The organism is Pelotomaculum schinkii (genome assembly GCF_004369205.1).
GTDB classification, from domain to species: domain Bacteria; phylum Bacillota; class Desulfotomaculia; order Desulfotomaculales; family Pelotomaculaceae; genus Pelotomaculum_C; species Pelotomaculum_C schinkii.
On sequence record NZ_QFGA01000001.1, the window covers coordinates 502,310 to 524,860 of the forward strand.

Sequence of the window (22,551 nt, forward strand, 5' to 3'; positions counted from 1 at the left end):
TTGTTAAGAAAAGTCATGTTTTAGATATAAAGAGTCCGGATGAAAGCCTTTTTCCTGGCATCGTTATTATTGTCCGCGCCACCCGGGCTTGTCCCGGTATTTGTGCTTTTTTGCCTGGAGCGCCGTTTTTGAAAATCCTGCTCGTAGCGGGATATTTCCTCCAGCGTCCTGACATTGTTCTTTTTCCATTCTATCAAGATGGTGTTAATATATTTGAAGTTGTGTTTACCCCCCAGAACCGCCCTTTTCAGCGCCTCAACAACAAGCAATGGCTCCATTTCACTTGCCCACTGGTCGATTTGCTCAACTTCTATGGGGGAGAGAAGCCGTCCAAATTCATTCTCAAATAAGGAAATAAGGTCGACGGTATGGACATCAAACCGGCTGTCACCTAAACCGGCCGAACTTTTAATCAGCTTTTCAGATTCCTCAATCTCCTGGGCGCGCAAGCCTGCCCAGATATCCGAGACCCTTAAGAATAGGGGTTCAAAATCATACCCCTCCACAATAAGGTTGCGGGTGCCGTCATAGAACCGGCTGACCGAGATGATATCTTTTTCGAGCAAACCAGCCAGTTCCCTCCTAATCCTGGCTGGATCAGATTCCATGCATTCAGCCAGCTTTTCGGGGGACGGAAAAAGCTCCTTTTCCTCCACGTGCAGTCTGATCAGCTGGATTAAGAGCATCATCTGGTAATCGGAGATACCAATACTTGAGTAAATTTTTAGAAGGATGTTGGGAATTGACGTTGAGCCCTCAAGCAGGAGGTCAGCTCCAAAAGTAGCGGTGATATTGCCTTCCTGGTCACATTTTACTATTTTCCCGCTTCTCTGAGTCATGGGGTTTGCCTCCTGGTTTTCCTAATTTTATTTTATGGTAAGGGGGTGGTTTTGTCCACCTTTTTCCGCCCCTTAAACCGGCTGCCGCAAGAGGTAGGAAACGGGTTCGATACCATAGCCGGCCAGTAATTCCAGTGCGCTATCCAAACCCATCCCGAGTTCCGCCAGGCGATGGGCGTCGGAGCCCAACGTAAATAGCCTGACACCTGAATCCACAGCCAGTTCAAGGATATCCATGGAAGGATGGAAATCGTTGAGTCCACGGCGCAAACCGGAGGTATTAACCTCCAGGCTCATGCCCCTTGCTGCTATAGTTTTGAGGACCGGTTCCGCAAACTCCTCGTGGGCGCGCGAAATCTCCGGCCCCCAATAATGCCGGCCATGACGGCGATAAAGATCCAGGTGCCCGATACAGTCAAACAGGCCGGAGCTTACCGCCTCTGACAGGAGCCTAAAGTACTCCCCTACCCCCGTTAGCATTTGCCTGCCAGGGAAATACAGGCGGCTTTCCTTCTTTGAAGATATGGCCAGATGTTCCAGGCAGTGGACAGAGCCCATCACAAAATCAAAAGGGTAGCCCCTGACTACCCGCTCAATAGCTTTTTCCTGCCCCAGGTCGTACCCCACTTCGATTCCTGCCCTAACCTTCAGGCCGTGTGCCGACCACTTCCGCCTCGCGTCCTCGATATCTTGGAAATACACGTCAAGCCATATCAGGTCGTCCATTGGTACTATGCCTTGGGCGATGCGGACAAACCAGTCCAGCTGCTTGCGCTGCGGGTCAACTTCCAGGTGAGTGGTGAAACAGATTTCACTAAGCCCAATATCGATAGCCTTCCTGCAGTATTCATCAATACCGGAAGGTTCCGCGTCAATTGAATAACCGGGGTGAACATGATAGTCGCGCATCTATTTACCCCCAAGCTGAAATGCAGGCTTAAATTTGGGAATGCAGGATCCACCTGCGCCCTACTACCTACAGCTTACGACTAAAATTGCGGGTTTAAAATTATTCGAGCATGCCTCATAGAAATTTAACGCATCTTTAAGTTATGAACTCAAGTATACTGGTCAGGCTGTCGACACTGATGTGACCGCCCAGAGGTTCCTCATCCTCAAAGTCCCAGGTGTGGGGATGGTGAATGAAGATACAGTTAAAGCCTGCCTGCAGCGCCGGGTTTATGTCTGACTTCATGCTGTTGCCCACCACCCAGGACAGCGGCGGCTTGATTTTCTGCTCGAGGGCAATTGAGGTATAAGCTGCAGCGTTTTTCTCGTTCAGGACATAGACCTTGTCAAACCAGCGAGCCAGCCCGCTCTGCTCAACTCTCAGGTTTTGCACTGCAGGTTCCCCTTTGGTGGCGAGAAGAAGCGGGTACCTCCCGGACAGCTGCGTCAAAACGTCTTCAGCGCCCTGGATTGGCCGGACTGGCTGCCGGTACACCCACCAGCCCAGGTCTTCAATTTCCTGCCGCGTTTTGCTGCAGTAATTTGTGCCATAAACGCGACAGCAATACTCATAAGTCTCACCAACGCACGTGGAAAGCAGTCCTTAAAAAATCCCCCGCTCAACTGCACGTTTTTAATATCATACTCGTTTAAGGTGGACAAAGCCTTCTCAGCGGGAAAACCCATTCCAGCCATTAGCGTGGCAAACCAACTTTTTGCCTGGTTGAAATAGACCGTGGTTTCCACCAGGGTATCATCAAAGTCCATTAAAATACCACGCTTCATAACCCTTGCCACTCCTCTTTAAAGGGATGTCTATATTATAAAACAATCCATACTCCCTGTGTTTTTTATTTTCGTGGAGGGCTCCAAATCAGTTCCGGCATAATAAAACATACAATAGACAATATAGAAAAGCCTTACGGCTCCTTCTTTATATTTTCAGCTATCATCCTGATTGATTCGGCAATTGACTCATGTGCCCTCATAAACCGCCACACTGCTACCGACAAGAACACATACAAAGCTGCTATAGGGATAAACGCAATTGCATTCATAAAACAACTCCTTTCAACTACCCCTAATATTCAGCAAAAAAAATTCTATTCCTGCAGATAAACCGAGCCCCTTTTGGCTTAGATAATTGATAACGCAACAGCTACTACAGCTATGGCGCCGGCCAGTACAATCAATATGTTTAATCCAGCCAGCGCCAGGAGCCCTGCTGTAAATCCTCCCAACAACCCCAGCCAGGGTTGCCGGCCGTCAACAGATGCCAATACGCCAGGAAAGATTAAAGCCCCCAGTGCCGCATAAGGCACATATTGCAGCCAACGGTCCAGCCAAATAGGAAACTGCAGCCTCTCGGGAAGTACCATCGGAAGCAGCCTTGGTATATATGTGACCAGGGCCATACCGGCTATCAACAGGTAAATTTTCACTATTTTCCCTCCTTGTAACACAACGCGCCGCAGGCGGATGCCAGCATGGTCGCCGCAACGACACTCCAGCCGGTGGATAATTTGAGCTCACTTAATAATATCCAGTTAAGGGCGCCTCCCAGCAAGGATATCATAGCAACCCTGCCCGATTTTTTCATGGACGGGACCAGCAAGGCAATAAACATTGCATATATTGATATACCCATGCTTTTCATTGCTATCTGCGGCAGGATGTCGGCAAATACTGTCCCGAAAACAGTACCGGTAACCCAGCCGCTGTATGCGATCACAGCCACCCCCGCAAAGCGTGCAGCTGTAATTTCTCTCACGGTTTCTTCCGACCCTGTTCCGACAGAACTGCCAATGGTGGTAAGCACAAAGGTCTCATCGGTTATCCCAAAGGAGAGAAGACCCTTTAGCGCCCTGTTTCCCTGTATTCTTTTCGATAGGACAGTGCTCATTAAAACGTGGCGCAAATTCAGGACGAATGTCGCCAGGATTATCTCAGGTACGCTCACCCCGCTTTGGAGCAGATTCAAGCCCATAAACTGGCTGGCCCCGGCGTACACCCAGGCCGACATCGCAGCAACCTGAAAATACGAAAGTCCGGTAGATGCGCCAAGTACTCCAAAAGCTACCGCGGCCGGGAGATAACCGAGAAATATTGAGAGGCCCTGCATTAAACCCAGGCGGAATTGCGCTACCTCTTTTTGAGCCCCCCATAAAGCCATAAATATCAACTCCTACATGAAAGACCAAAGGTTTTTATAATATATAATATCTCTGTCCTCAAAAACAAAAAAGCCCTGTTTTCCCTAAACAGGGCGATAAATCATAATTATTTCCGAGCTAAAAATCCTACAGAATGGTTTTGATGATTTCGTCCCGCAGGCCGGGGTACTTATTGAGCCACTCAGTACGCTCGCTGCGCAGTTTGGCAACCCGGTCCTTTAGTTCCGCAGGGCTGAAATAGGCAGCTGGATTGTATTCACTGATCTCTATCCCCGGAACTTCAAGCGGGATCAGGTACTTCCAGTCGGGGTCGTAACCCCATTTGATATTGCCCCTGGCCAACTCCGTCATGATCGTTGTCGACACCTTGATTGTAATTTTTTTTCCATTTTTATTTCCACCAACCCCAACACTTCCGGTGTTTAGCAGGTAGCACTCGATATCCGGATTCTTCCTCAGGATATCCAAGAGCCTGTTCCCCTCTTCCGACTCTTTGCCAATCATAAAGGGGTTTGTTCCCACCTCACGCTTTGACTCGCCGGCGCGGGTGGGATCACCGGCCGAAGTTTCGATCGACTCGCCCAGCATGAAATAGGCGGCGGCCTGTTCAGCAGTTAATTTGGCCACCGGGGGGATTATATCGTCACGCCTGGTGATAAAAACTATCCTGTTTGCTTTATCCAGGTCAATTCTATCGTCAGTGCCGGCAACCTCCTCGCGCAGGATTACGCCCCTGCCGTTTGATGTCAGGTCCGCATTGTCAAAAAGAACAGTCCCGTCATCCAAAACTTTGACATTCTCCAATATGGCATTGGAGGAAGTAGCCGCATCGTATAGAACCTTTTGAGAGGGATCCAGTCCTTCGGTTTTAATATAGAAACCATTCTCAGTTCCGTAGCAGTAGCCTGTTTCGTCCATCATCACCATGTCATCCTGGCGAATGATAACCTTTTCCTCACCTGTAAGACCATGGTCGTGGATGGTCAGGGTGGTCTTGCCGGTTCCGCTCAGGCCGAACATAATAAAGCCGACATCCTCAAGTTTGCCATTTGGCTTTTTAACCCTAAGCACCTTGCTGCCGGCGTGAAAACCGATTCCTCCCTTTTTTTTCCAAATGTACAACGCCATTCTTAAAAAGGATTTTTTAACCTCTCCCATGTAGTCAGTACCGAGGATAAAGGTTACACCTGCTTCCGGGTGTACAAAAACAACCCGTTCCGGCCACTCCGGAACAAAAATTGTTGTGAGATCAGGCTCCGACTTGACTGGATTGGGCTCGAACAGCATATTGCGCCACATATAAGGGATACGGGCATACCTTTTGGTAATGTAAAGACGGCAATTGAGATTGAAGTGGGGATGACGGCCCATCTGTCGCTCCAGGCTAATAACCTCTTGTGTTTTTAAGTATTCCAAAACCTTGGAAGCCAGCTCTTTTTCCCTGGCAAGCGGGATCCCGTGCTGGTCGACACCCAGGTATTTGCCATCCAAAATAAATGTGTTTTTGGCGCTACGGTTCCTAACCTTGGAGATAAAACTGGCGCTGCCGTAACAGGTTGTTTTCTCATCCCGGCTGGCCATCTCTCTTAGTTCCCACAACAACGGGTCTACGATCATCCGAGCTGCCTGGACCTGCTGGTTAAAGGGCGCGTGCACTGTAAAAGAATCGCTCAAGCTTCTCGGGTACGAGCTTGTCATCATCCTATTCTCCTCGAACTGCTTTTTAAGGGGGTAGTGCATTTGATCAATCACCTCTAGCGCTTTTTGGATATTGAATAAAGTATACAATGTCAGAAAAATATTTCAATAGTTATCCTTATTTAGTTCATATTTTATATAATGTATGTAATATTAAACTGAAAATTCGCGATTATCTCTCTTATCCGGAAATTGTGTTACGCTATTTTACGCAAGAGGATATACTAATAAAGCTAAAATCCCTTCATTTAGAGCAATGGTTTGGTAATTATGAGTTTAAAATTGGCAACAATTTGGCGGCAAGCTGCTCCCGATCGACAAACACAATTAAACTTCTTGCATATGCCCACATGGCCAAATTTTGACCCGATGCTGGCGCCACCATAGCGGCATGTGGAACCACTCTGTCATTCCTGACGTACAACCAGTAGATATTCCTGCTTGTTAAGCTTCAGAGGCTTATTGACCGGCCTCACCCTCTGCGGTCCGGGGAAGCCGGCCGGGCTCCCCAGGAGCGCTTTTAAGCTCTGTTACCAGCATACCAACCAGGATTAACAAGCTTCCCGCCCACTGCCGGAGAGTAAGGATCTCACCGCCCAGAAGCCAGGCGCAGGCTGCCGCAAAAACCGGCTCCATGGTAAAGATAATGGCCGTATGGGTGGGAGAGGTAAAACGCTGCACACTGTTCTGGATCAGGAAAGCAAACGCAGTAGCAGGCAAGGCTGTAACAAGCAAGGCTACCCATACCTCCCCGGAAAATGAAGCCGGCATTTCCTCCAGGAAAGCCGCGCACCCCAAGCTGGCTGCCGCCACCACACCCACCTGGATGATGGTCAGGACAACCGGGTCATGCCTTGGAGCGTAGTGTCCCACCAGGATAATATGCAGGGCGTAGGATACAGCGCATAAAAAAACCAGCCCGTCGCCATAGTCTATATTCAAACTATTATCCAGAGACAGCCCGGCCAGCCCAATTGCGGCGCTGGCAACGCCCGCTAGGGGAATCACACCGGGCAGGCGGCGTGTTAAACCGGCGGACACCAACGGTACCAGCACTACTGCCATCCCGGTGATAAAACCAGCCTTGGAAGCGCTGGTATATTTAAGCCCCACCGTCTGAAAGGCGTAACCGGCAAAAAGAAATAATCCAATCAAAAGGCCTGCCGACAGGGTCTTACGATCGACTTTCCTGAAGCGCTTCCAGAAGCTCGCCGCCAGGAAAATAAAGGCTGCAGAAAAGCGTAATACATTAAAATAGTACGGACCAATACCAGCCAGCGCGTCTTTAATAACTGTGAAACTGACGCCCCAGACCAGGGCCACGAATAGTAGCGCCAAGTCTGCCTTAAACTGCTTCTTAATCATTATATATTGTTCCTTTTTTATACATCCTGCTCTAAATTCATAACACCGCAATTACACTGTGTCAATAAAAGCTGGTGTCTGATTTCAATATGTTCATTTTGGTCATTCTTTTTTGTATGTAAATTTGGCGTGTTAGATTGTGTGCATAGAAGGAGTTTTATGTTGAAAGGCGAAAAAATAAATCTGATTGCCGGCCTTGTTGCCAACCAGATCGATGTCGCCATCTCTTCCATGTCCATAGATGAAGAGCGTAAGAAATCCATCGATTTTTCCGATCCCTATTACAAATCAGGACTCAGTATAGCAGTACAGTCTAAAAACGATACTGTTAAAAGCTTAGACGACTTAAAAGGTAAGACTATCGCAGTGCAAAGCGGTACCACCGGCGAAAAGGAAGCAAAGAAAGTTGCCGGGGCCACGGTACGCTCCTTTACCAACTCCGACCAGACCTTTATGGAGCTTAAAAACGGTGGGGTTACTGCGGTAATCAACGATTACCCGGTCACGCAGTACTTCATCAAACAGGGTAACGCTGATGTTAAAATTGTGGGCGAACGCCTTACCTCCGAAGACTACGGCATTGCCTTGCCCAAGGGGAAAACAGACCTCCTCAACAAGATTAACCACGGTCTGAAAGAGCTCAAGAATAACGGCAAATACAAGGAACTCTACATGAAGTGGTTCGGTGAGGAGCCGCCCCAGGAATTACTCCAGTAGCTTCAAAATCAAATTCTGTTCGTCAAGGAAATGTGCGTAGCATCGATAGTGTTACGCATATTTCCTGTCAGGCGGTTTGAAAGGTGGAACTACCCTTGGAATTAATCTGGAATTCCCTCCCAATCATTCTGGAAGGCGCCCTACATACCCTGGAAATAACCTTAATCGCTATATCTTTAGGCTTCATTCTCGGCCTTTTTGCCGGCCTGGCGCGCCTTTCCAAAAAGCGCGTCGTCCGCCTGCTGGCCACTTGTTATGTCGATTTTTTTCGCGGGACCCCGCTCCTGGTGCAAATTTTCATGGTTTATTTCGGACTTCCCCAGCTTCTCGGGTCATTCCAGAACTTTATGATGGACACATTTCATATCGCTCAGATCTGGGAGAGCACTCATATCAACCCTTTTCCCGCCGCGATTATATCTACCAGCTTAAACAGCGGCGCCTACATTGCCGAAATCTTCCGGGCCGGGGTCCAGTCCATCGAGCGCGGCCAGATGGAGGCGGCCCGCTCTCTGGGTATGACCCACATACAGGCCATGCGTTTTGTCATTCTGCCTCAGGCTTTCAAAAGGATTATCCCGCCGCTGGGCAATGAGTTTATCGCCATGTTAAAAGACACTTCTCTCCTTTCTGTTATAGGCTTTGAAGAAATGGCGCGCCGCGGCCAGTTAATTATTGCCCAGACCTATAAGCCCTTTCATATCTGGCTTACAGTGGCGTTTATATACCTGATCATGACTTTCGCCATCTCGCGCCTGGTTGACTACATGGAAAGGAGGCTCAAGGCTGGCGATGATCGTCGTTAACAATCTGCACAAGTATTTTGATAAGCTTGAGGTTTTAAGAGGCATAGATTGTCATGTGGCGGAACAGGAAGTCGTTGTGGTCATAGGACCGAGCGGCTCAGGCAAAAGCACCTTCCTGCGCTGCCTGAATTTACTGGAGGAACCGACCTCAGGAGAAATTTTTATTGAAGGAATATCAATTACGGCCAAGGAAACCAATATTAATATTCTCAGACAGGAAATGGGCATGGTTTTCCAGCGCTTCAATCTGTTTCCACATAAAACAGCTCTGGAAAATATAACCCTCGCGCCTGTCCAGGTCCGGCGGATGTCCAGGAGTGAAGCCAATGAGATCGGGCACAGCTTGCTTGCCAAGGTTGGTTTGAGAGACAAGGCTGACGTTTACCCCGATCAACTATCCGGGGGACAGCTCCAGCGGGTGGCCATCGCCAGAGCGCTGGCCATGAAGCCCAAGGTGATGTTATTTGACGAGCCCACTTCCGCGCTGGATCCCGAAATGGTCGGCGAGGTCCTGGCTGTAATGAAGAACCTCGCCCGTGAAGGTATGACCATGGTCGTGGTAACGCACGAAATGGGTTTTGCCCGTGAAGTCGGTGATCGCGTACTCTTCATGGATGAGGGAAAGATTGTTGAGGAAGGCACACCCGAACAAATATTTGGCAACCCCCGTAATGAACGGACCAGGGCCTTCTTGAGTAAAATACTGTAGAAAGACACGTTTGATAAAGAATTAAGCTTGGCTCGTTGCTGGTAGCCCTATCAGCACTATGCTTCAGCACAACAGCTATTCTTGCCAAGCTTGCATACAACGGCGGGGTCTGGACCCCCCGCTATGCTGTCTATACGCTTTATTCTGGCCAGTGCCGTGATCTGGTTGATTATTGTTTTGTTAAAGAAGCCGGCTGCTGTAAGTCCTGCTGATTTAAAACAGCTTGCGATACTGAGTTTGCTCGGTTATGGGGTTGCTACCACCTTATTTTTTCAGGCAATTAAGCTGCTTTCCGCTTCTCTTGCCTCGTTGCTTTTGTATACTTACCCACTTATAGTATTTACAAAGGAGCCTGGCTGATGACCACAATCCTGCTGTCTCTGACCTTTGGAATTATAATCGGCTTTGCTTGGCGAAATTCCCCGGAAAAAATTAAAAGAGCTAATTTCATAACCCTGATTGGTCTATTTTTTTTACTTATGGTGATGGGAGCTCAGTTGGGCTCCAATAAAGAGGTACTGTCCGGGATAGGTGAAATGGGTAAGGAAGCCCTTATTATTGCAGCCTTCAGCATTATTGGGAGCGTCCTGCTGGTCCATCTGGCCAGCAAGTTTATTCAAAAAAACCTGCGTAGAGCACCCCAAGAAGGCGCTGCGGGGACAGGTGGAAAACGTTGACCATACTAGTCCTTATATGTATAGTTTTAGGTGGCCTATTGGGTGCGGCGCTCCCCCCCAACCTGACTACACACCTGGAAGCCCTTACCACTGGCGCGCTCTGCTTCATGCTGGTAGGCATCGGCATTGAATTGGGCAGCCAGAAGGAAGCCTGGCTGCGCCTCCGTTGCATGGGGTGGCGAATTATGCTGGTGCCCGTCCTGGTGGCAGTTGGCAGCCTGGGCGGAGCCGTTGCTGCTGGTTTTTTTCTTGGTATGCCAATCAAAGAAGCCTCCGCTGTGGGGGCCGGTTTTGGCTGGTACAGCCTGTCCGGCGTTATTCTATCAAAAATATACAGCGTCGAAACCGGTGCGCTGGCTTTTATGACCAACATCATGCGGGAATTGATATCTTTTGTAATTATCCCTATCGTGGCTGCCAGAATCGGCAACCTGGCGGCTGTAGCCCCCGGCGGCGCTACTACCATGGATACAACCCTGCCCTTGATTGCCAGGACAACCGACGCTGATACAGCTGTAATCGCCCTGGTTAACGGCACCACCCTGTCAGCCATGGTCCCGTTGCTGGTGCCGCTGCTTATTGGACTGTGAAATGAGTCGTGGGGCGTGAGTCGTGAGTATATCCTGCATTCCTTTCGGGTCGTAAGCCTCGGGGCGTAAGCCATCGACCGCTTCTGCTGAAGAAGCGGTTTTTTGTTTGTTATGGGACTTCATTTGTAGGTGGTTCTTTATTCTCAAAGAATGTCCCCCCTGCCGCTATCGCGGCGCAGGCATAAAATAAGGCTTGATCTATGTGGGTGTGATTTCAATCACACCCGGCGCGCCAGCGCTAAAATTGTGTGCTAATCACACATTTGTGCGAACGAAGTCACACCTACATTTTTACAGGGGAATTGCTCCATATTCTGCATAATTTTTTTCAGTGTGGCTGGGCTGCCTTATATGAGTATTACGAAATACCTGTGGGTAATCTAAGGGTGAAAACAACACTATGTCACGAAATAGAAACCATAAGGGGGACCATAAAATGGCAGTTAAAGTTGGTATTAACGGCTTCGGGCGAATTGGCAGAAATGTATTCCGCGCCGCTATGCAAAGGGATGATATTGATATTGTAGCGGTTAACGACCTGACTAATGCTTGCACACTGGCGCACTTGCTGCAGTTTGATTCCGTGCACGGCATTCTTGACGCTGATATCTATGCTAATGAGGAAAGGGAATTCAGGGTCAACGGAAAGGAGATCAAGGCCTTCGCTCTCCCGGACCCGGGTACCATCCCCTGGGGGGACTACGGGGTGGAGGTTGTTGTAGAATCAAGCGGGCGTTTTACCAACCGGGAAACTGCATCCAAACACCTGAACGGCAAGGCCAGGAAGGTAGTAATCAGCGCCCCGGCAAAAAATGAGGATATCACCATCGTAATGGGTGTCAACGAGAATATGTATGACCCCTCCAAGCACCAGGTGATCTCCAACGCCTCCTGCACCACCAATGGCCTGGCGCCGGTCGCTAAAATTTTGCACCGGGAGTTTGGCATCGTGCGAGGCCTGATGACAACCATTCACTCTTATACCAACGACCAGCAAATCCTCGATTTGCCTCATAAAGACCTGCGCAGGGCAAGGGCGGCGGCCATGTCGATAATCCCTACCACCACCGGCGCCGCGAAAGCGGTGGCCCTGGTTATACCGGAGCTTAAAGGCAGGCTAAACGGCCTATCGATGCGAGTACCCACACCCAACGTCTCAGTGGTAGACCTGGTAGCCGAATTGGAGCGGGAGGCTTCAGTGGAAGCTATCAACAGCGCCCTGAAGGCAGCCGCTGAAGGGGAACTAAAAGGCATCCTGTCCTACAGCGACCTGCCTCTGGTCTCCAAGGACTATAACGGCAATCCTTACTCCTCGATTGTAGACGGTCTATCTACTATGGTCATCGACGGCAAACTGGCCAAGGTGATTGCCTGGTATGATAATGAGTGGGGTTACTCGTGCCGTGTAGTCGACCTGGTCGCTTACATCGGCAAACATGGTATAAGCTAATGCATTAAGCCCACTACGCATGAGGCTTTTCGAGAACCAGTTAACATGACCTTTTCCATTGCGATAAATAAAAGACGGCCTGCTTCCGGCATTATTGCCACAAGATACAGGCCGTCTCAATGTTTTGTTACAGGCAAAATCCACCTGGCCCAACTTTAAAATGACTAACAACGGTTGTTGCTTTGCTGCAGGATCTCTAGCGCTGCCTGAATGTTTTTAAAAACGCGTCGCAATAAATGCTTCTGTTGAGCAGTATTTCGGTGGCGGCCGCCGCGTCAACCAGCAGGTCGTCTTCCATATCCACTATTGCCGAATCAAGGCCTGCGGTTATGCACATCACCATATAAGTCCGGTTCAAGAGGCGGCGCTCGTTGCACCGTTGGGATACATTGGATAGACCAATAACTGTCTTGGGCGACGGGCTGGCCAGCATCTTAATTTGGCGGATGGCCTCAATTACTTCCGGGCCGTGCTCCTGAGCAACGTTAGCCGGCAGAACCAGCGGGTCAATATAGAGATCTTCCATCGCCAACCCGTGCATATCGGCATTTACCACAAGCTCCATAGCCAGGGCGGCGCGTGCCGCCGCGTCCTTCGGTACACCCGCCTCGTTCATAGCCAGCCCGATCAGCCTGGCTCCATACTGAACTGCCATCGGGAAATAAATGTCCATCTTGCTCTGTTCAGCGCTGGTTGAGTTGATTAAGGCCTGGCCGCGGTGTACTTTTAACCCGGCTTCAATGGCTGCGGGACTGGTTGAGTCCAGGCAGCAAGGCAGTGTACTTGCCGCTTGGGCAGTCTGGACCAGCCATGTCATTACTGCAGGCTGCTCTTCCGGGGAAACGGTGGGGCCGGTGTTAATATCCAGCCAATGGGCTCCTTTTTCTTCCTGCCGCTTTGCCCAGTATTGAATGACAGCTGCGTCTTTATTTAATATTGCTTCTTTGATGTCCTTAAACATTCCGTTAATGCGTTCACCGATTAATTCCATAATATTTACAACCCCCCTTGTGCGAATGAATCCGCAACCACGTTTGATACGATTATCATTTTGTTGCCCCGGTCATGGCGGCAATGTGAGTCTTACACTGTTTAAGCGATTCCGGGTGACGAAGGATTAATACGGAGCCACCGGCCTGGACAAAACTGACCGCTGTAAGCGATTCCCAAAGGACGGCACGGCGCGCCTGCTCACCCCATTCCTGATTATCTTCCGTTTTGGCTTCTTTAGTCTTCCAGGTTTCAGACCCGATAAAGCAGATCACCGGCATGGACAGCATTTTATCCCCGGTCAGGGCGCCGATCCGCGCCCGCTCCATGATCGAATAGGCATACTCAAGACCATAGCCGAGGGGACCAACCAGAGGGTCGATAGCGATGCGATTTAGGGGCAGGTTCATTTCATTAATCAAGATGTTCAACTGCTTGGCCAGGTTTATATCCAGCGGTGAAGAGGCGATGATGTTATGGCCGTGTACCATGCAGGAGGCGGTAATGGTTTTATAGTTATTGGGCGTGGCGCAACCGATTAACACATTTCTCCCGGCCAGCGCTTCAGCAACAGCCGCCAGCAAACCAGCGTCCTTTTCTTCCATGCCGCAGCCTAATACCACAAGAGGAACGTTCACAGCCTCAGCCACAGCCCGCGCAGTTGCGGCGGCTGCTTCCGGAGAGGTATCTTTTTGGTCCGGGTGAGCGCTGATAAGTCTCAGACAAATCAGGTCGGCCCCAAAGTCAACACACTTGCGGGCCCAAGCTGCCGGATCAGTGAGCACATCGCCGTATTGAATCTTCAGCGTCTCCGGCCATTCTTCCGGCTCCATATCCAATACTTCCAAACCAACAACCGGCTTATTTGGACAACCTCCCTCAAAGGGGAGAAAGGGTAGGGTGCTTTCCCCTCCAACCTTGAGAGCGTTTGGCTCCAGACCCATGGTCATTTCGGCAACCTGCCCGGTCCAGCGTTCCTTCACAATCGCAACCGCCATAATTTAATGCTCCTTTCAACCTCAGCAAATGGGGTATTAACCAATATGTTAGATGCTTTTTGAATAGCAGGATATTTTAATGCCTCGAGCGGCGCCGGCTCATGATGATAATTCCAGCAATGCATATGGTTTCAGACGCACAAAATTTCAAGGGTTTACGCTAAACCATTTACACTGCATTCCTATGGGGTCATGTGCGAATGAATTCGCACCTACATTTTTTTAAAGCGCTCTGGGTGTATTTTCAGTGTAGGCATTTATGAATCAGGAGCTGTGCAACAGTTATGTTATGCCAGCCTTGCTTAATATCTGTTGGACGGCTTTCACTGCAGGCGTGTCATCCGGCAGGTCAACCAGGGGCTTACCATGCAGATCATATTCAACAATCACCGGATCAAGCGGAATTGTACCGATTAGCGCCATGCCTGTATCCTCAATTTCTCCGCGCAAGGCTTCCAGCGAACCTTCCTGGACTTTGGTAACCACCAGGAATATTTCTTTCATTTTAAGACTTACAGAGTCAACCAGATGTTTGACCCTCTTGGCGGAACGTATCCCCCTGGCGCTGGCGTCGCTGAGCACAAAAAGAAAATCGACATCCTGGGTGGTGCGACGGCTCAGGTGTTCCAACCCTGCCTCGTTGTCGGCCACCACAACTGCATAATTGCGGGACAGGCTCTCCATACATTTGCGTAGAATATTATTGGCGTAGCAGTAACAGCCCGGACCTTCCGGCCCGCCCATGGAAAGCAGGTCCACGTCCTCGCCTTCGGCCAGGGACCGGTAGATTTTGTATTCCACATACTGGTCCTTGGTCATCCCGGCAGGCATGGGTTCCGTCCCGTTTTTTAAGTCCGCCAGTATGTCGGATATGGTTTCTTCTATTTCAATGCCGAGCGCCTCGTTCAGGTTGGCGTTGGCATCCGCATCCACCGCCAGTACCGGCTTCATCCCGTTCAGAGTCAATTGCCTTATGGCCAGTGAGGCAAAAGTTGTCTTTCCGGTCCCGCCTTTCCCGGCGACAGCTATCTGCAGGGCCATCTCCGCCCACCTCATTTCAAAGTAGTTCCACACACCGCTATCGCGGCGCCACGTATCATGAAAATACCAGGTGCGATTTTAATCGCACACGGGGCGTCAGCGCCGAACTTGGGTATCTCAAGTAACTTTTGTGCGAATGAATTCGCACCTACATTTTTAGGATAGTGATTATCGTCGCGCTGCCGTGGGAAACAGCTCCAAATCCGTGTGCGGTATAAAAAGAGCCGAGACAAATTCCTCCATAAAAGTGTTGCCGGCGCTGAGCTCAAGGTAGGTAATCTTCCCCGCTATCTTTTCAGCGGCATCCCTGGCTGATTTTGAGAGCAGTGAGAGCCTGGCCCCTTTTAGTGAACTATTGCCGATGTAGGCGTATTTTTGGACGGGGATATCAGGCAGCAGCCCGATATTGATTGCTTCCCTGATATTAATATAGCGGCCGAACCCCCCCGCGATAAACACCCGTTCGATTGCTTCAAACGGCAAACCTACCATCTGCAGCATGCTGCGTATTCCCGCGTAGACAGCAGCCTTGGAGCGAAGGATATATTTTATTTCAGCTTCGGATATGCTGATGTCGGAACCTCCTCCGGCTTCCCCGGACCAGGCCAGGACAAACTCCTTTCCCCCGCCGGCATCACGAACGCGGGGACTGGGAGTATGTGGAGCAAAGGAACCGCCACGATCGATCACTCCTGACCGGTAAAGCCAGGCTACACAATCAATCAGACCGGTGCCACAGATACCCAGGGGAGCTCCACCACCAATAGTGCTGTACTGGACTGTTGAGCCGCCTGCCGTGATTCGTACATTTTCAATTGCGCCATCCATCGCCCGCATCCCGTACCTTAGCCCGCCGCCCTCAAAAGCCGGACCGGCCGAACAGGCGCAGGAGATCAGCCATTCGTTGTTGCCCAGCACCATCTCACCGTTGGTACCGATATCAATAAAAAGAGTCAAGGTATCGGCCTCCGACATACCGGTCGCAAGCACTCCGGCCGTTATATCACCGCCGATGTAACTGGCTGTGCCGGGAATAAAGCGTACCCAGGCCTGGGGATGGATGTGCAGTCCCGCCTGGCCGGCCTGTACGGCCGGGATATTATTAGCTGCCGGGGTATAGGGCTCCAACCGGATATAGGCCGGGTCGATCCCGAGAAAAAGGTGGGTCATCGCCGTGTTGCCGGCGCACACCGCCGCGCGTATATCGGCTTGTCCGATCCCAAGCCCCCCGGCCAGATCTTTGATTAAATCATTTACCGTCTCTAAAATGGCCTTCTGCAATTCTTCCAATCCGCCCGGGTTCTCTTCGGCATGGATAATCCGGGAAATGACGTCGTCACCGTAAACGGACTGACGGTTAAAGCTACCCCTGGCGCCCCCGGTCCGACCGGTTTCCAAATCAACCAATTCAGCGGCAACGGTCGTGGTCCCAATATCAACGGCAAGACCATAGTATTTCCGCCCGCTGGGAAAAGGTTCAACCCCGGCGATTTCCACACCCTGCCAGGTATCCTTTTCCGCAAGGGCAACCGACACATCCCAACCGGCGTCTCTTAAAACACGAGGTAAGTCGCGCAACACATTCAGGGAAACGCTAAGCCGTTCGATACCGGTCTCTCCCCGGGTAGCCCTGGTCAGCCTGCCCCAATCGTCCGCAGGGTCGTCCAGGGTTGGTTGAGGTATTTTAAGCCTTATTTTTCTGTAGACAGGCAGTTCAACAGCAGGATAACTGTTATCACCGTACAGGACAAAAGCTTCTGCATCTTCACCGTACCGTGCATCCCGGGCTTCCTGCTCCTCCCCAAGGAGCACCCGGTGTTCACCGAGTTTTGTACCGGCCGGAACTTCTACAACCAGGTCACTAGCCGGCCGGGACTGGCAGGCCAGGACATATCCCAGACGTTGTTCCTCTTGGCTTATTGTTCCGGCCTCTGATGAACACACCTGTCCTTCTTTTATAATCACCCTGCACTGACCACAGGTCCCCCTGCCGCCACAGGATGCTTGAAGTGGTATACCTGCGGCAGTCATGGCCTTTAGTAAGTTTTGCTCGTCGCTTAATGTGATCAGCTTGTTATCCGGCAGGATGCGTACATGGTAATCAGCCATAAATAAGATTAATCCCTTTCATGAAAAACCTTTGATAAGTAGATTATGCCCCCCAGCGCTGCTTTATGAAAGCCGGTATGCCGGCTGATTCACTGGGGCCCACCATGACTTCCCAGCCTGATAATTCCTCCAGCCTGCCGCTGATTACCGCCACACCCCCGGGCAACACCAGTTTGCGGTGCGATACCCGGTCGGCTATACCGCAGCTATTCAGCATTTCGGTGATTTTTTCAGCCGTAAACTTCCCGGCGGCCCACCCGGTGAGGACCGAAACACCGTCCGTATCTACCGGCAGCAGGTAACCCGGCACCCTCGACGCTTCTATATCACCTGCCACGCAAAAATAGGTCAGGGAAAAGTTTGTCGTGATATACACCGGCGAGTCAGGACCCGGAGCTAAAATTTCGTAAACTTTTGATTCCACTGCAATTGGTTTTTGCGGGTCGGTATAAATATTCAGGCGCAGTGTGATCAATGACAGTATATCAGCGCGATTGACGCTGTCAACCACAACGATACCGGCATATTTGGAAATATAGATACCGGCGTCCAGCACGGCCTGCATGGAATCAACATTGGTGGCAAAGGCAATAGTGGGATAGCCGAAAGGTCTGAATCTCTTCAGAGCCTGACGTCTGATCTGAGTCTGGTCGGCAAGTACTTTGCCCACAGAACGAGCGCCGGAATCCAAAATAAGCTGTTTCCAGCCCAAAGCGGCAACCTTTTCCACCAAGGAGGCCAGCTCATTGAGGTCGCTTCCCCTAACTAACAAGGGTGTTTCATATAATTTGGCCAGGGCGGTCATCGCTTCGTAATTCGCCAGGTTGGCCGGGCCGACTAGTGGCTTTTTAGCTGACACTATGGCTAATGCCTTTTCAATAGCGCTAGGATCATCGCTAAGCAGAGCCAGCGGTAATTCACTGACGGCGGCAACTGTCTGTACAACAAGCGCAAATCTATCGGCGTCCTCGGAGCTGTTGACCACTGCCACCATGTTGACACCATGTAACTGCCCGACCCGGTCAAAAACCAGCCCGTTTATCGCAGCCACCCTGTCATAAACCTCAATCTCGCTAAGCATGTCACTAACAGAAACGGCAATAGCGCAAGGATTTTCAAAGCGCTTATCATGCCGGAAAAGAACGGTTTCGTTGCCCAGCGCCACCTGTTTTTCACCCACGCCGATCTTAACTAAAGCCACCGGCGGCGCCGAAGCGGAATCAAGGACTTCCCTGGCGGCATCACTCACGTGAGGACATTGTTCAAGGCTGGTTTTCCCTGTGGCCAGCGCCATGGCAAAAGCCAGACAGGTGGCCTGGCCGCAGTCCTTGCAATTGGTCTTGGGCAATTGCTTAAATATTTCTAAACCTGTTAATGCCATTCACCCTGATCCCCTTTCTATCATTAAAACCTACCCCCAAAAAACATCCCGAACACAAACAAATGGGGATGAATCATTCATCACACATGAACTTACAGTATAAAATAAGGCTAGTACAAATTATTTAAACTTCTTGCAGCGCAAGTGCGATCGGAATCGCACCAACATCGCTATGTTTTCATCTTTCTGCCAGCGCCGCATAAAGCATAAAGGTTAAAAAAACAACTAAAAGAGCGGTTCCATGGTCAGTGCCGGGTGACCTTTTTCCTCCAGGAAGGGCAGTATTCCTTCTCCGCCGGCGCCAATCGTCTCATCTGCGATACTGTCAACGAAGTCACGGCCCAGGCCTGCCGCCTCAGCTGCCTCCGCCAGCCTTTCTCTTAAGTCTTCCTTGAGGTCTTTGGGCATCCAAATCAACCTTGCCAGTCCACCGTCAGCCTGGATAAACTTAGGTGAGGACAGATACGACCTGCCGATACCCATGAAGCCAGGCATCTGGGCGCCTCCGCCAATGGCTCCGGCCAGATTTGAGAAGGTCATGCCGCTTGGGGTCATGCCGCCGTACTCCCGGCTGACCACCATAAAACCATTGCATTCAGGGACCAAGGCCAGAATACACTCAAAGCAGCCGCAGGAGGTCATCGGGTATTCCATGACGGTGTAAAAGTTGACTGCCGTCACTGTTTGCTGAGAGTTTTGAAAGATAAATTCGTTGAATGACTGCCACTGCCCTTTGACTTCGTCAATAATCCCCTCCTTGGGAACAGGCTGGTTTGGACCGTGCGGGTTTATCTCATAAGAGGCCTTGGCATCCAGCCAGCTTACCGCGCCGCACAGGCCTACACGCTGGGGAGATACCATGCAGACGTGGGTCGGCGCGAAGGACTGGCAGAGGGTGCAGGAGTAAAAAGTGTCTACCGTCTCATCCCGCAGTTGCCGCAAGCGGTCGTCCCTTTTCTGGTAGTACCCTCTCGCTTCCTCCCGCATTTTAAGCACCGCAGCCTCATCCGTAATAATCGTAACCTGAACCCGGTCAACAATGGAAGGGAACTCGGATTTAAACTTGGCATAAAGGATATTCCCCAGGTGCTTGAGACGAAAGCCCTTATTGTAAGCTTCTTTGCTAATCCGTACCCAGGTGATATCCCGCTGGGCCACGTGCCAGATACCTTCGCCGTAGTTGGCGTAATAATGGATACGCCGTTCCAGCACCGGCTCAAAGTCCTCCTGCATCTTACGGCCGCATACTTCTACCAGGATGCCGATGGGCAGGCTTGCGCCTGTCTCTACTGTGTCGATATCCGGACCGATTATGTTTACCTTGCCGTCCTCAATCTTATCCGTGCCTGCCATCTTCACCAGCTCAAAACCCGGGGTCCGCTGCCCGCCAAACTCACAGTGCATATCTTTCCTGCGGATGCTCTCGCCCTCAAAAGCCGGTCCGATCGTTATGGGAGCGTCGATATCAATGGAGGTGATCTGAATACCCCTGGTTTCCAGTGCAACCTGGACTATTTTCTTGTAGTCGGGCTCTGAGATAAACCAGTCCTTTATCTGCTCGTCGTCAGCCAGTGGCTGATCGGTAATGACGGGGTAACCAGCAAATATTGCTCCGGCACAGGCGGCATCCTTGACCACGTCCCGCTCACCCAGGTAGAGGACAAAAGCCATGATGCGACGGCGCTGGTAGTCCCGCTGCGCTTCCCTCTGCCCTAGCGGGACACCGCCGAACATCATACCGGCGCGCAGGGCATAGTTGGCGGCGTGGACTACCTGCGTAAATTTACCGACGGGATAGGAGATAAACTCCGCCCCCATCTTCACGTTTTCTTCGAGTAACTGTTCAATGATCTCGTCACACAAAAACAGCATCATGCCTTTGGCCATCAGGCTGTCCACAATCATTTTGGCGTCCTTGGAGGTTCTGGCCCGGCCGATAATAACTGCCTCACCCGGGATCGTCCAGTCAACCATCTTAAGGCCGTACTGGCGGACGACCGGATCCCCAACAAACCCGGTCCACGGCGGTACATGCAGCGGTTTTTCAGGAGTGTGCTCAAGGTAGCGCAGCGCTTCGATTATCTCGGCGGCGTACCAGGTTGACTCACCCCATAGGAGCATGTTTTGAAAGGTTCTTTCTTCCTTTACCCTCGCTCTCATCCGGTTCAGAATCGGGGGCAGTTCACCTAAAGTGGTAACCCGCTCACCGCTTATGCAGGCAATGACCGGGAGGTAATAAGCCGTATCCGGGTACCCAACCGGATGTTCGGCGCCATACTGGCTGATGGCTTTGCCGAGCAGGTTTTCCGCATAGCTTAATGCAGTAATAGCGCCGTCATAAACACACTGGAATAATTTCTTGGGCTCTCTGCCGGGCTCAATGCAACCGTCGTAGATCTGCTCGAAATTTACCTGTTCTGTCATTTCACTTCCCCTTTCACGCTTTCGGCTAATAATTCCGGCAGAGAAATTTTTTATAAGGGAAAAAGGAAAAGGCTAATTACGCTTGACCATACTGCAAGGATGAGAATGTCTCCGGTTACTGGATGGCATTTTTAATGTGCTTTTTTTATAGCTTTTCGATAAACCCTGGTGTTTTGGTTACTAATAAACTTTTTTCTACACAGAAATATAATATTCCTTCTACTGCAAGCGGGAGACTTAAATCTGGTAAGCAAACCCTTTATCATGCAGATTTAGACTATTATGAGTAAAATATTAACAACAATCAGGGACGCCAACCAAATCAATACCAATTGAAGAAGACATACTCGTGCATAATGGTATCATGGTTCCTCACCAATAATCAATTAGAATCTCTTTAGCCACCACAAAAACATAATAAAACTGCTCATCACTTCATGTCCAAAAAACGCCGGCAAAACATTCTTCTTTTATAGTATTTCATTCCTAAGATGGCTATGAAGTTGGTCTTAACGGATAAACAGAGCATTGAAATTGTATTGAAACCGGTTACACTATTTTTCACAGTACTATAGTATATTTTCAAATGAGCCTGAGAATACTATCATTACTCCGCTTTGGTGAGTTCTATCTCTCCCCGTCCAGCGTAAGCTGGACATTTTTTTATATGTCTTGACGCACACATTATTTTTGGTTATAATAATTTTTGTATCAGTTTTACGGGATGTAGCGCAGTTTGGCTAGCGCGCTTGCCTTGGGAGCAAGAGGCCGGGGGTTCAAATCCCTCCATCCCGACCATCCAAATTACGATTGGGGCGTCGCCAAGCGGTAAGGCACCGGACTCTGACTCCGGCATTTCGTTGGTTCGAATCCAGCCGCCCCAGCCAAAATAACACAAAAATAAACTTATGGGCCATTAGCTCAATTGGTAGAGCAGGCGACTCTTAATCGTCAGGTTTAGGGTTCGAGTCCCTAATGGCCCACCAGAAAAAGTAGAAACGGCAAGGCTTCCGGGGATCGGAGACCTTGCCGTTCTTTATTATTTTGAAAAACTTGAGAAAAAGTTGAGAAAATAGTCTATTCATTTGCCAAGAGATTGTCAATTTTTTTGGCTGTTTCCTTCTGCATACCAGGCATTACATGTGAATAGATATCCAGCGTTATCCCAATCTGTGAATGTCCCAAACGTTCACTTACTACCTTTGGATGCTCTCCCGCTTTCAATAACAGACTGGCATGAATATGTCTTAAATCATGGAAGGATATAGGATACCCAGCCTTTCGCGCCATGCTCCTAAAGTTACTGCCAATAGAAGAATTTTTAAATGGTATGCCACAATCGTTACAACATAATACTAAATCGTCATCTTGGTAGTAATCACCATATTCCTCTTTATTTTTTTCCTGTTGACTCTTATGTATTTCTAACTCATTTTTAAGCATTTCTGGCATCGTAATTTCTCTTCTACTTTTTGCGGTTTTTGGGTGCCCAAATTCCAGTATGTTTGTCCCCTTCTTTAGGACTTGTATTCTGTTGATATTTATTACTGCTCTGTTAAAATCTATGTCTCCCCACTTTAACCCCAAAACCTCTCCCGGTTTAAACCCCTAATTTTAGAGTCTACTCCCTTATTC

The 22,551-nt window shown here is 50.0% G+C and carries 22 protein-coding genes, 3 tRNA genes and 1 pseudogene; 10 read left to right on the forward strand and 16 right to left on the reverse strand.

Translation table 11 applies throughout. The annotated features are described in order from the left end of the window. Positions 1-20: 20 nt before the first annotated feature. The 9 genes from Psch_RS02460 to Psch_RS02500 form a co-directional block, all read right to left on the reverse strand. Positions 21-839: a DnaD domain protein gene (locus Psch_RS02460; RefSeq protein WP_134217476.1), complete on the reverse strand. Its 819-nt coding sequence runs from the start codon at positions 837-839 to the stop codon at positions 21-23. A 72-nt stretch (positions 840-911) separates the two neighbouring features. Next, positions 912-1,748, reverse strand: a complete 837-nt coding sequence (locus tag Psch_RS02465) for a histidinol-phosphatase (protein WP_134217475.1) — start codon at positions 1,746-1,748, stop codon at positions 912-914. 136 nt (positions 1,749-1,884) lie between these two features. After that, the gene (locus Psch_RS02470; protein ID WP_486644308.1) at positions 1,885-2,181 is read right to left on the reverse strand and encodes an HAD family hydrolase; all 297 of its coding nucleotides are present in this window, start codon (positions 2,179-2,181) and stop codon (positions 1,885-1,887) included. A 53-nt stretch (positions 2,182-2,234) separates the two neighbouring features. Continuing rightward, the gene (locus tag Psch_RS02475) at positions 2,235-2,573 is read right to left on the reverse strand and encodes a hypothetical protein (protein ID WP_190239016.1); all 339 of its coding nucleotides are present in this window, start codon (positions 2,571-2,573) and stop codon (positions 2,235-2,237) included. Positions 2,574-2,707: 134 nt separating this feature from the next. Continuing rightward, positions 2,708-2,845 (reverse strand): DUF8066 domain-containing protein, encoded by a 138-nt coding sequence (locus tag Psch_RS02480; RefSeq protein ID WP_190239017.1) that lies wholly within the window; start codon positions 2,843-2,845, stop codon positions 2,708-2,710. Between the two features lie 78 nt (positions 2,846-2,923). After that, complete coding sequence (locus Psch_RS02485; protein ID WP_134217473.1) at positions 2,924-3,229, reverse strand: AzlD domain-containing protein; 306 nt, start codon at positions 3,227-3,229, stop codon at positions 2,924-2,926. Next, a complete protein-coding gene (locus Psch_RS02490; RefSeq protein WP_134217472.1) occupies positions 3,229-3,960 on the reverse strand; it encodes an AzlC family ABC transporter permease in 732 nt (243 codons plus the stop codon). The genes Psch_RS02485 and Psch_RS02490 overlap by 1 nt, the downstream gene beginning before the upstream one ends. A 127-nt stretch (positions 3,961-4,087) precedes the next feature. Further along, complete coding sequence (locus tag Psch_RS02495) at positions 4,088-5,662, reverse strand: phosphoenolpyruvate carboxykinase (ATP) (RefSeq protein WP_243123930.1); 1,575 nt, start codon at positions 5,660-5,662, stop codon at positions 4,088-4,090. 456 nt (positions 5,663-6,118) lie between these two features. Then, complete coding sequence (locus tag Psch_RS02500) at positions 6,119-7,024, reverse strand: DMT family transporter (protein ID WP_134217471.1); 906 nt, start codon at positions 7,022-7,024, stop codon at positions 6,119-6,121. 159 nt (positions 7,025-7,183) lie between these two features. On the opposite strand from Psch_RS02500, the gene Psch_RS02505 reads away from it, so the two are divergent. The 7 genes from Psch_RS02505 (at position 7,184) to gap (ending at position 11,973) form a co-directional block, all read left to right on the forward strand. Then, positions 7,184-7,741: a basic amino acid ABC transporter substrate-binding protein gene (locus Psch_RS02505; protein ID WP_190239018.1), complete on the forward strand. Its 558-nt coding sequence runs from the start codon at positions 7,184-7,186 to the stop codon at positions 7,739-7,741. Between the two features lie 83 nt (positions 7,742-7,824). Next, entirely contained in the window at positions 7,825-8,547 is a 723-nt protein-coding gene (locus Psch_RS02510) for an amino acid ABC transporter permease (RefSeq protein WP_205079466.1), read from the forward strand. Beyond that, positions 8,534-9,256 carry an amino acid ABC transporter ATP-binding protein gene (locus Psch_RS02515; protein WP_134217469.1) on the forward strand — a complete coding sequence of 241 codons (723 nt, stop codon included), beginning with the start codon at positions 8,534-8,536 and terminating at the stop codon, positions 9,254-9,256. The genes Psch_RS02510 and Psch_RS02515 overlap by 14 nt, the downstream gene beginning before the upstream one ends. 90 nt (positions 9,257-9,346) lie before the next feature. Beyond that, positions 9,347-9,616, forward strand: coding sequence for an EamA family transporter (locus Psch_RS21570; RefSeq protein ID WP_427910084.1), 270 nt, complete (start codon positions 9,347-9,349; stop codon positions 9,614-9,616). After that, a complete protein-coding gene (locus tag Psch_RS02525) occupies positions 9,616-9,933 on the forward strand; it encodes a LysO family transporter (RefSeq protein ID WP_134217468.1) in 318 nt (105 codons plus the stop codon). The genes Psch_RS21570 and Psch_RS02525 overlap by 1 nt, the downstream gene beginning before the upstream one ends. Continuing rightward, positions 9,930-10,523, forward strand: coding sequence for a LysO family transporter (locus Psch_RS02530; RefSeq protein WP_134217467.1), 594 nt, complete (start codon positions 9,930-9,932; stop codon positions 10,521-10,523). The genes Psch_RS02525 and Psch_RS02530 overlap by 4 nt, the downstream gene beginning before the upstream one ends. Before the next feature lie 436 nt (positions 10,524-10,959). Continuing rightward, on the forward strand, positions 10,960-11,973 hold the full coding sequence (gap, locus tag Psch_RS02535; RefSeq protein WP_190239020.1) for a type I glyceraldehyde-3-phosphate dehydrogenase: 1,014 nt from the start codon (positions 10,960-10,962) through the stop codon (positions 11,971-11,973). Between the two features lie 196 nt (positions 11,974-12,169). Here the strand turns inward: gap and Psch_RS02540 are convergent, their stop codons facing one another. The 6 genes from Psch_RS02540 to acsB form a co-directional block, all read right to left on the reverse strand. Further along, positions 12,170-12,964: a methyltetrahydrofolate cobalamin methyltransferase gene (locus Psch_RS02540; protein ID WP_190239021.1), complete on the reverse strand. Its 795-nt coding sequence runs from the start codon at positions 12,962-12,964 to the stop codon at positions 12,170-12,172. Between the two features lie 55 nt (positions 12,965-13,019). Then, positions 13,020-13,961, reverse strand: coding sequence for an acetyl-CoA decarbonylase/synthase complex subunit delta (locus tag Psch_RS02545; protein WP_190239022.1), 942 nt, complete (start codon positions 13,959-13,961; stop codon positions 13,020-13,022). 282 nt (positions 13,962-14,243) lie between these two features. Then, positions 14,244-15,002: an ATP-binding protein gene (locus tag Psch_RS02550; protein ID WP_190239023.1), complete on the reverse strand. Its 759-nt coding sequence runs from the start codon at positions 15,000-15,002 to the stop codon at positions 14,244-14,246. Between the two features lie 168 nt (positions 15,003-15,170). Beyond that, a complete protein-coding gene (locus tag Psch_RS02555; RefSeq protein ID WP_190239024.1) occupies positions 15,171-17,111 on the reverse strand; it encodes an ASKHA domain-containing protein in 1,941 nt (646 codons plus the stop codon). Positions 17,112-17,154: 43 nt separating this feature from the next. Continuing rightward, a complete protein-coding gene (gene acsC, locus Psch_RS02560; RefSeq protein WP_190239025.1) occupies positions 17,155-18,492 on the reverse strand; it encodes an acetyl-CoA decarbonylase/synthase complex subunit gamma in 1,338 nt (445 codons plus the stop codon). A gap of 225 nt (positions 18,493-18,717) precedes the next feature. Further along, positions 18,718-20,916: an acetyl-CoA decarbonylase/synthase complex subunit alpha/beta gene (gene acsB, locus Psch_RS02565; protein ID WP_190239026.1), complete on the reverse strand. Its 2,199-nt coding sequence runs from the start codon at positions 20,914-20,916 to the stop codon at positions 18,718-18,720. A gap of 720 nt (positions 20,917-21,636) precedes the next feature. Here acsB and Psch_RS02570 point away from each other — a divergent pair. The 3 genes from Psch_RS02570 to Psch_RS02580 all read left to right on the forward strand — a co-directional run bounded on the left by Psch_RS02570 (position 21,637) and on the right by Psch_RS02580 (position 21,902). Next, positions 21,637-21,714: transfer RNA gene (locus Psch_RS02570), tRNA-Pro, on the forward strand. Between the two features lie 13 nt (positions 21,715-21,727). Further along, positions 21,728-21,803, forward strand: a tRNA-Gln gene (locus Psch_RS02575). Between the two features lie 23 nt (positions 21,804-21,826). Further along, a tRNA-Lys gene (locus Psch_RS02580) sits at positions 21,827-21,902 on the forward strand. 91 nt (positions 21,903-21,993) lie between these two features. Here Psch_RS02580 and Psch_RS02585 read toward each other — a convergent pair. Next, positions 21,994-22,506, reverse strand: a pseudogene (locus tag Psch_RS02585) (site-specific integrase); the annotation flags it as partial. Between the last annotated feature and the right edge of the window lie 45 nt (positions 22,507-22,551).

Bases quoted from the DNA above. Each gene is read 5' to 3' on its own strand.
- acsB (WP_190239026.1), bottom strand. From the start codon at position 20,916: ATGACAGAACAGGTAAATTTCGAGCAGATCTACGACGGTTGCATTGAG.
- Psch_RS02460 (WP_134217476.1), bottom strand. From the start codon at position 839: ATGACTCAGAGAAGCGGGAAAATAGTAAAATGTGACCAGGAAGGCAAT.
- Psch_RS02515 (WP_134217469.1), top strand. From the start codon at position 8,534: ATGATCGTCGTTAACAATCTGCACAAGTATTTTGATAAGCTTGAGGTT.
- Psch_RS02555 (WP_190239024.1), bottom strand. From the start codon at position 17,111: ATGGCTGATTACCATGTACGCATCCTGCCGGATAACAAGCTGATCACA.
- Psch_RS02480 (WP_190239017.1), bottom strand. From the start codon at position 2,845: ATGAATGCAATTGCGTTTATCCCTATAGCAGCTTTGTATGTGTTCTTG.
- Psch_RS02490 (WP_134217472.1), bottom strand. From the start codon at position 3,960: ATGGCTTTATGGGGGGCTCAAAAAGAGGTAGCGCAATTCCGCCTGGGT.
- Psch_RS02540 (WP_190239021.1), bottom strand. From the start codon at position 12,964: ATGGAATTAATCGGTGAACGCATTAACGGAATGTTTAAGGACATCAAA.
- Psch_RS02550 (WP_190239023.1), bottom strand. From the start codon at position 15,002: ATGGCCCTGCAGATAGCTGTCGCCGGGAAAGGCGGGACCGGAAAGACA.
- acsC (WP_190239025.1), bottom strand. From the start codon at position 18,492: ATGGCATTAACAGGTTTAGAAATATTTAAGCAATTGCCCAAGACCAAT.
- gap (WP_190239020.1), top strand. From the start codon at position 10,960: ATGGCAGTTAAAGTTGGTATTAACGGCTTCGGGCGAATTGGCAGAAAT.
- Psch_RS02525 (WP_134217468.1), top strand. From the start codon at position 9,616: ATGACCACAATCCTGCTGTCTCTGACCTTTGGAATTATAATCGGCTTT.
- Psch_RS02545 (WP_190239022.1), bottom strand. From the start codon at position 13,961: ATGGCGGTTGCGATTGTGAAGGAACGCTGGACCGGGCAGGTTGCCGAA.
- Psch_RS02475 (WP_190239016.1), bottom strand. From the start codon at position 2,573: ATGAAGCGTGGTATTTTAATGGACTTTGATGATACCCTGGTGGAAACC.
- Psch_RS02500 (WP_134217471.1), bottom strand. From the start codon at position 7,024: ATGATTAAGAAGCAGTTTAAGGCAGACTTGGCGCTACTATTCGTGGCC.
- Psch_RS02465 (WP_134217475.1), bottom strand. From the start codon at position 1,748: ATGCGCGACTATCATGTTCACCCCGGTTATTCAATTGACGCGGAACCT.
- Psch_RS02505 (WP_190239018.1), top strand. From the start codon at position 7,184: ATGTTGAAAGGCGAAAAAATAAATCTGATTGCCGGCCTTGTTGCCAAC.
- Psch_RS02495 (WP_243123930.1), bottom strand. From the start codon at position 5,662: ATGATGACAAGCTCGTACCCGAGAAGCTTGAGCGATTCTTTTACAGTG.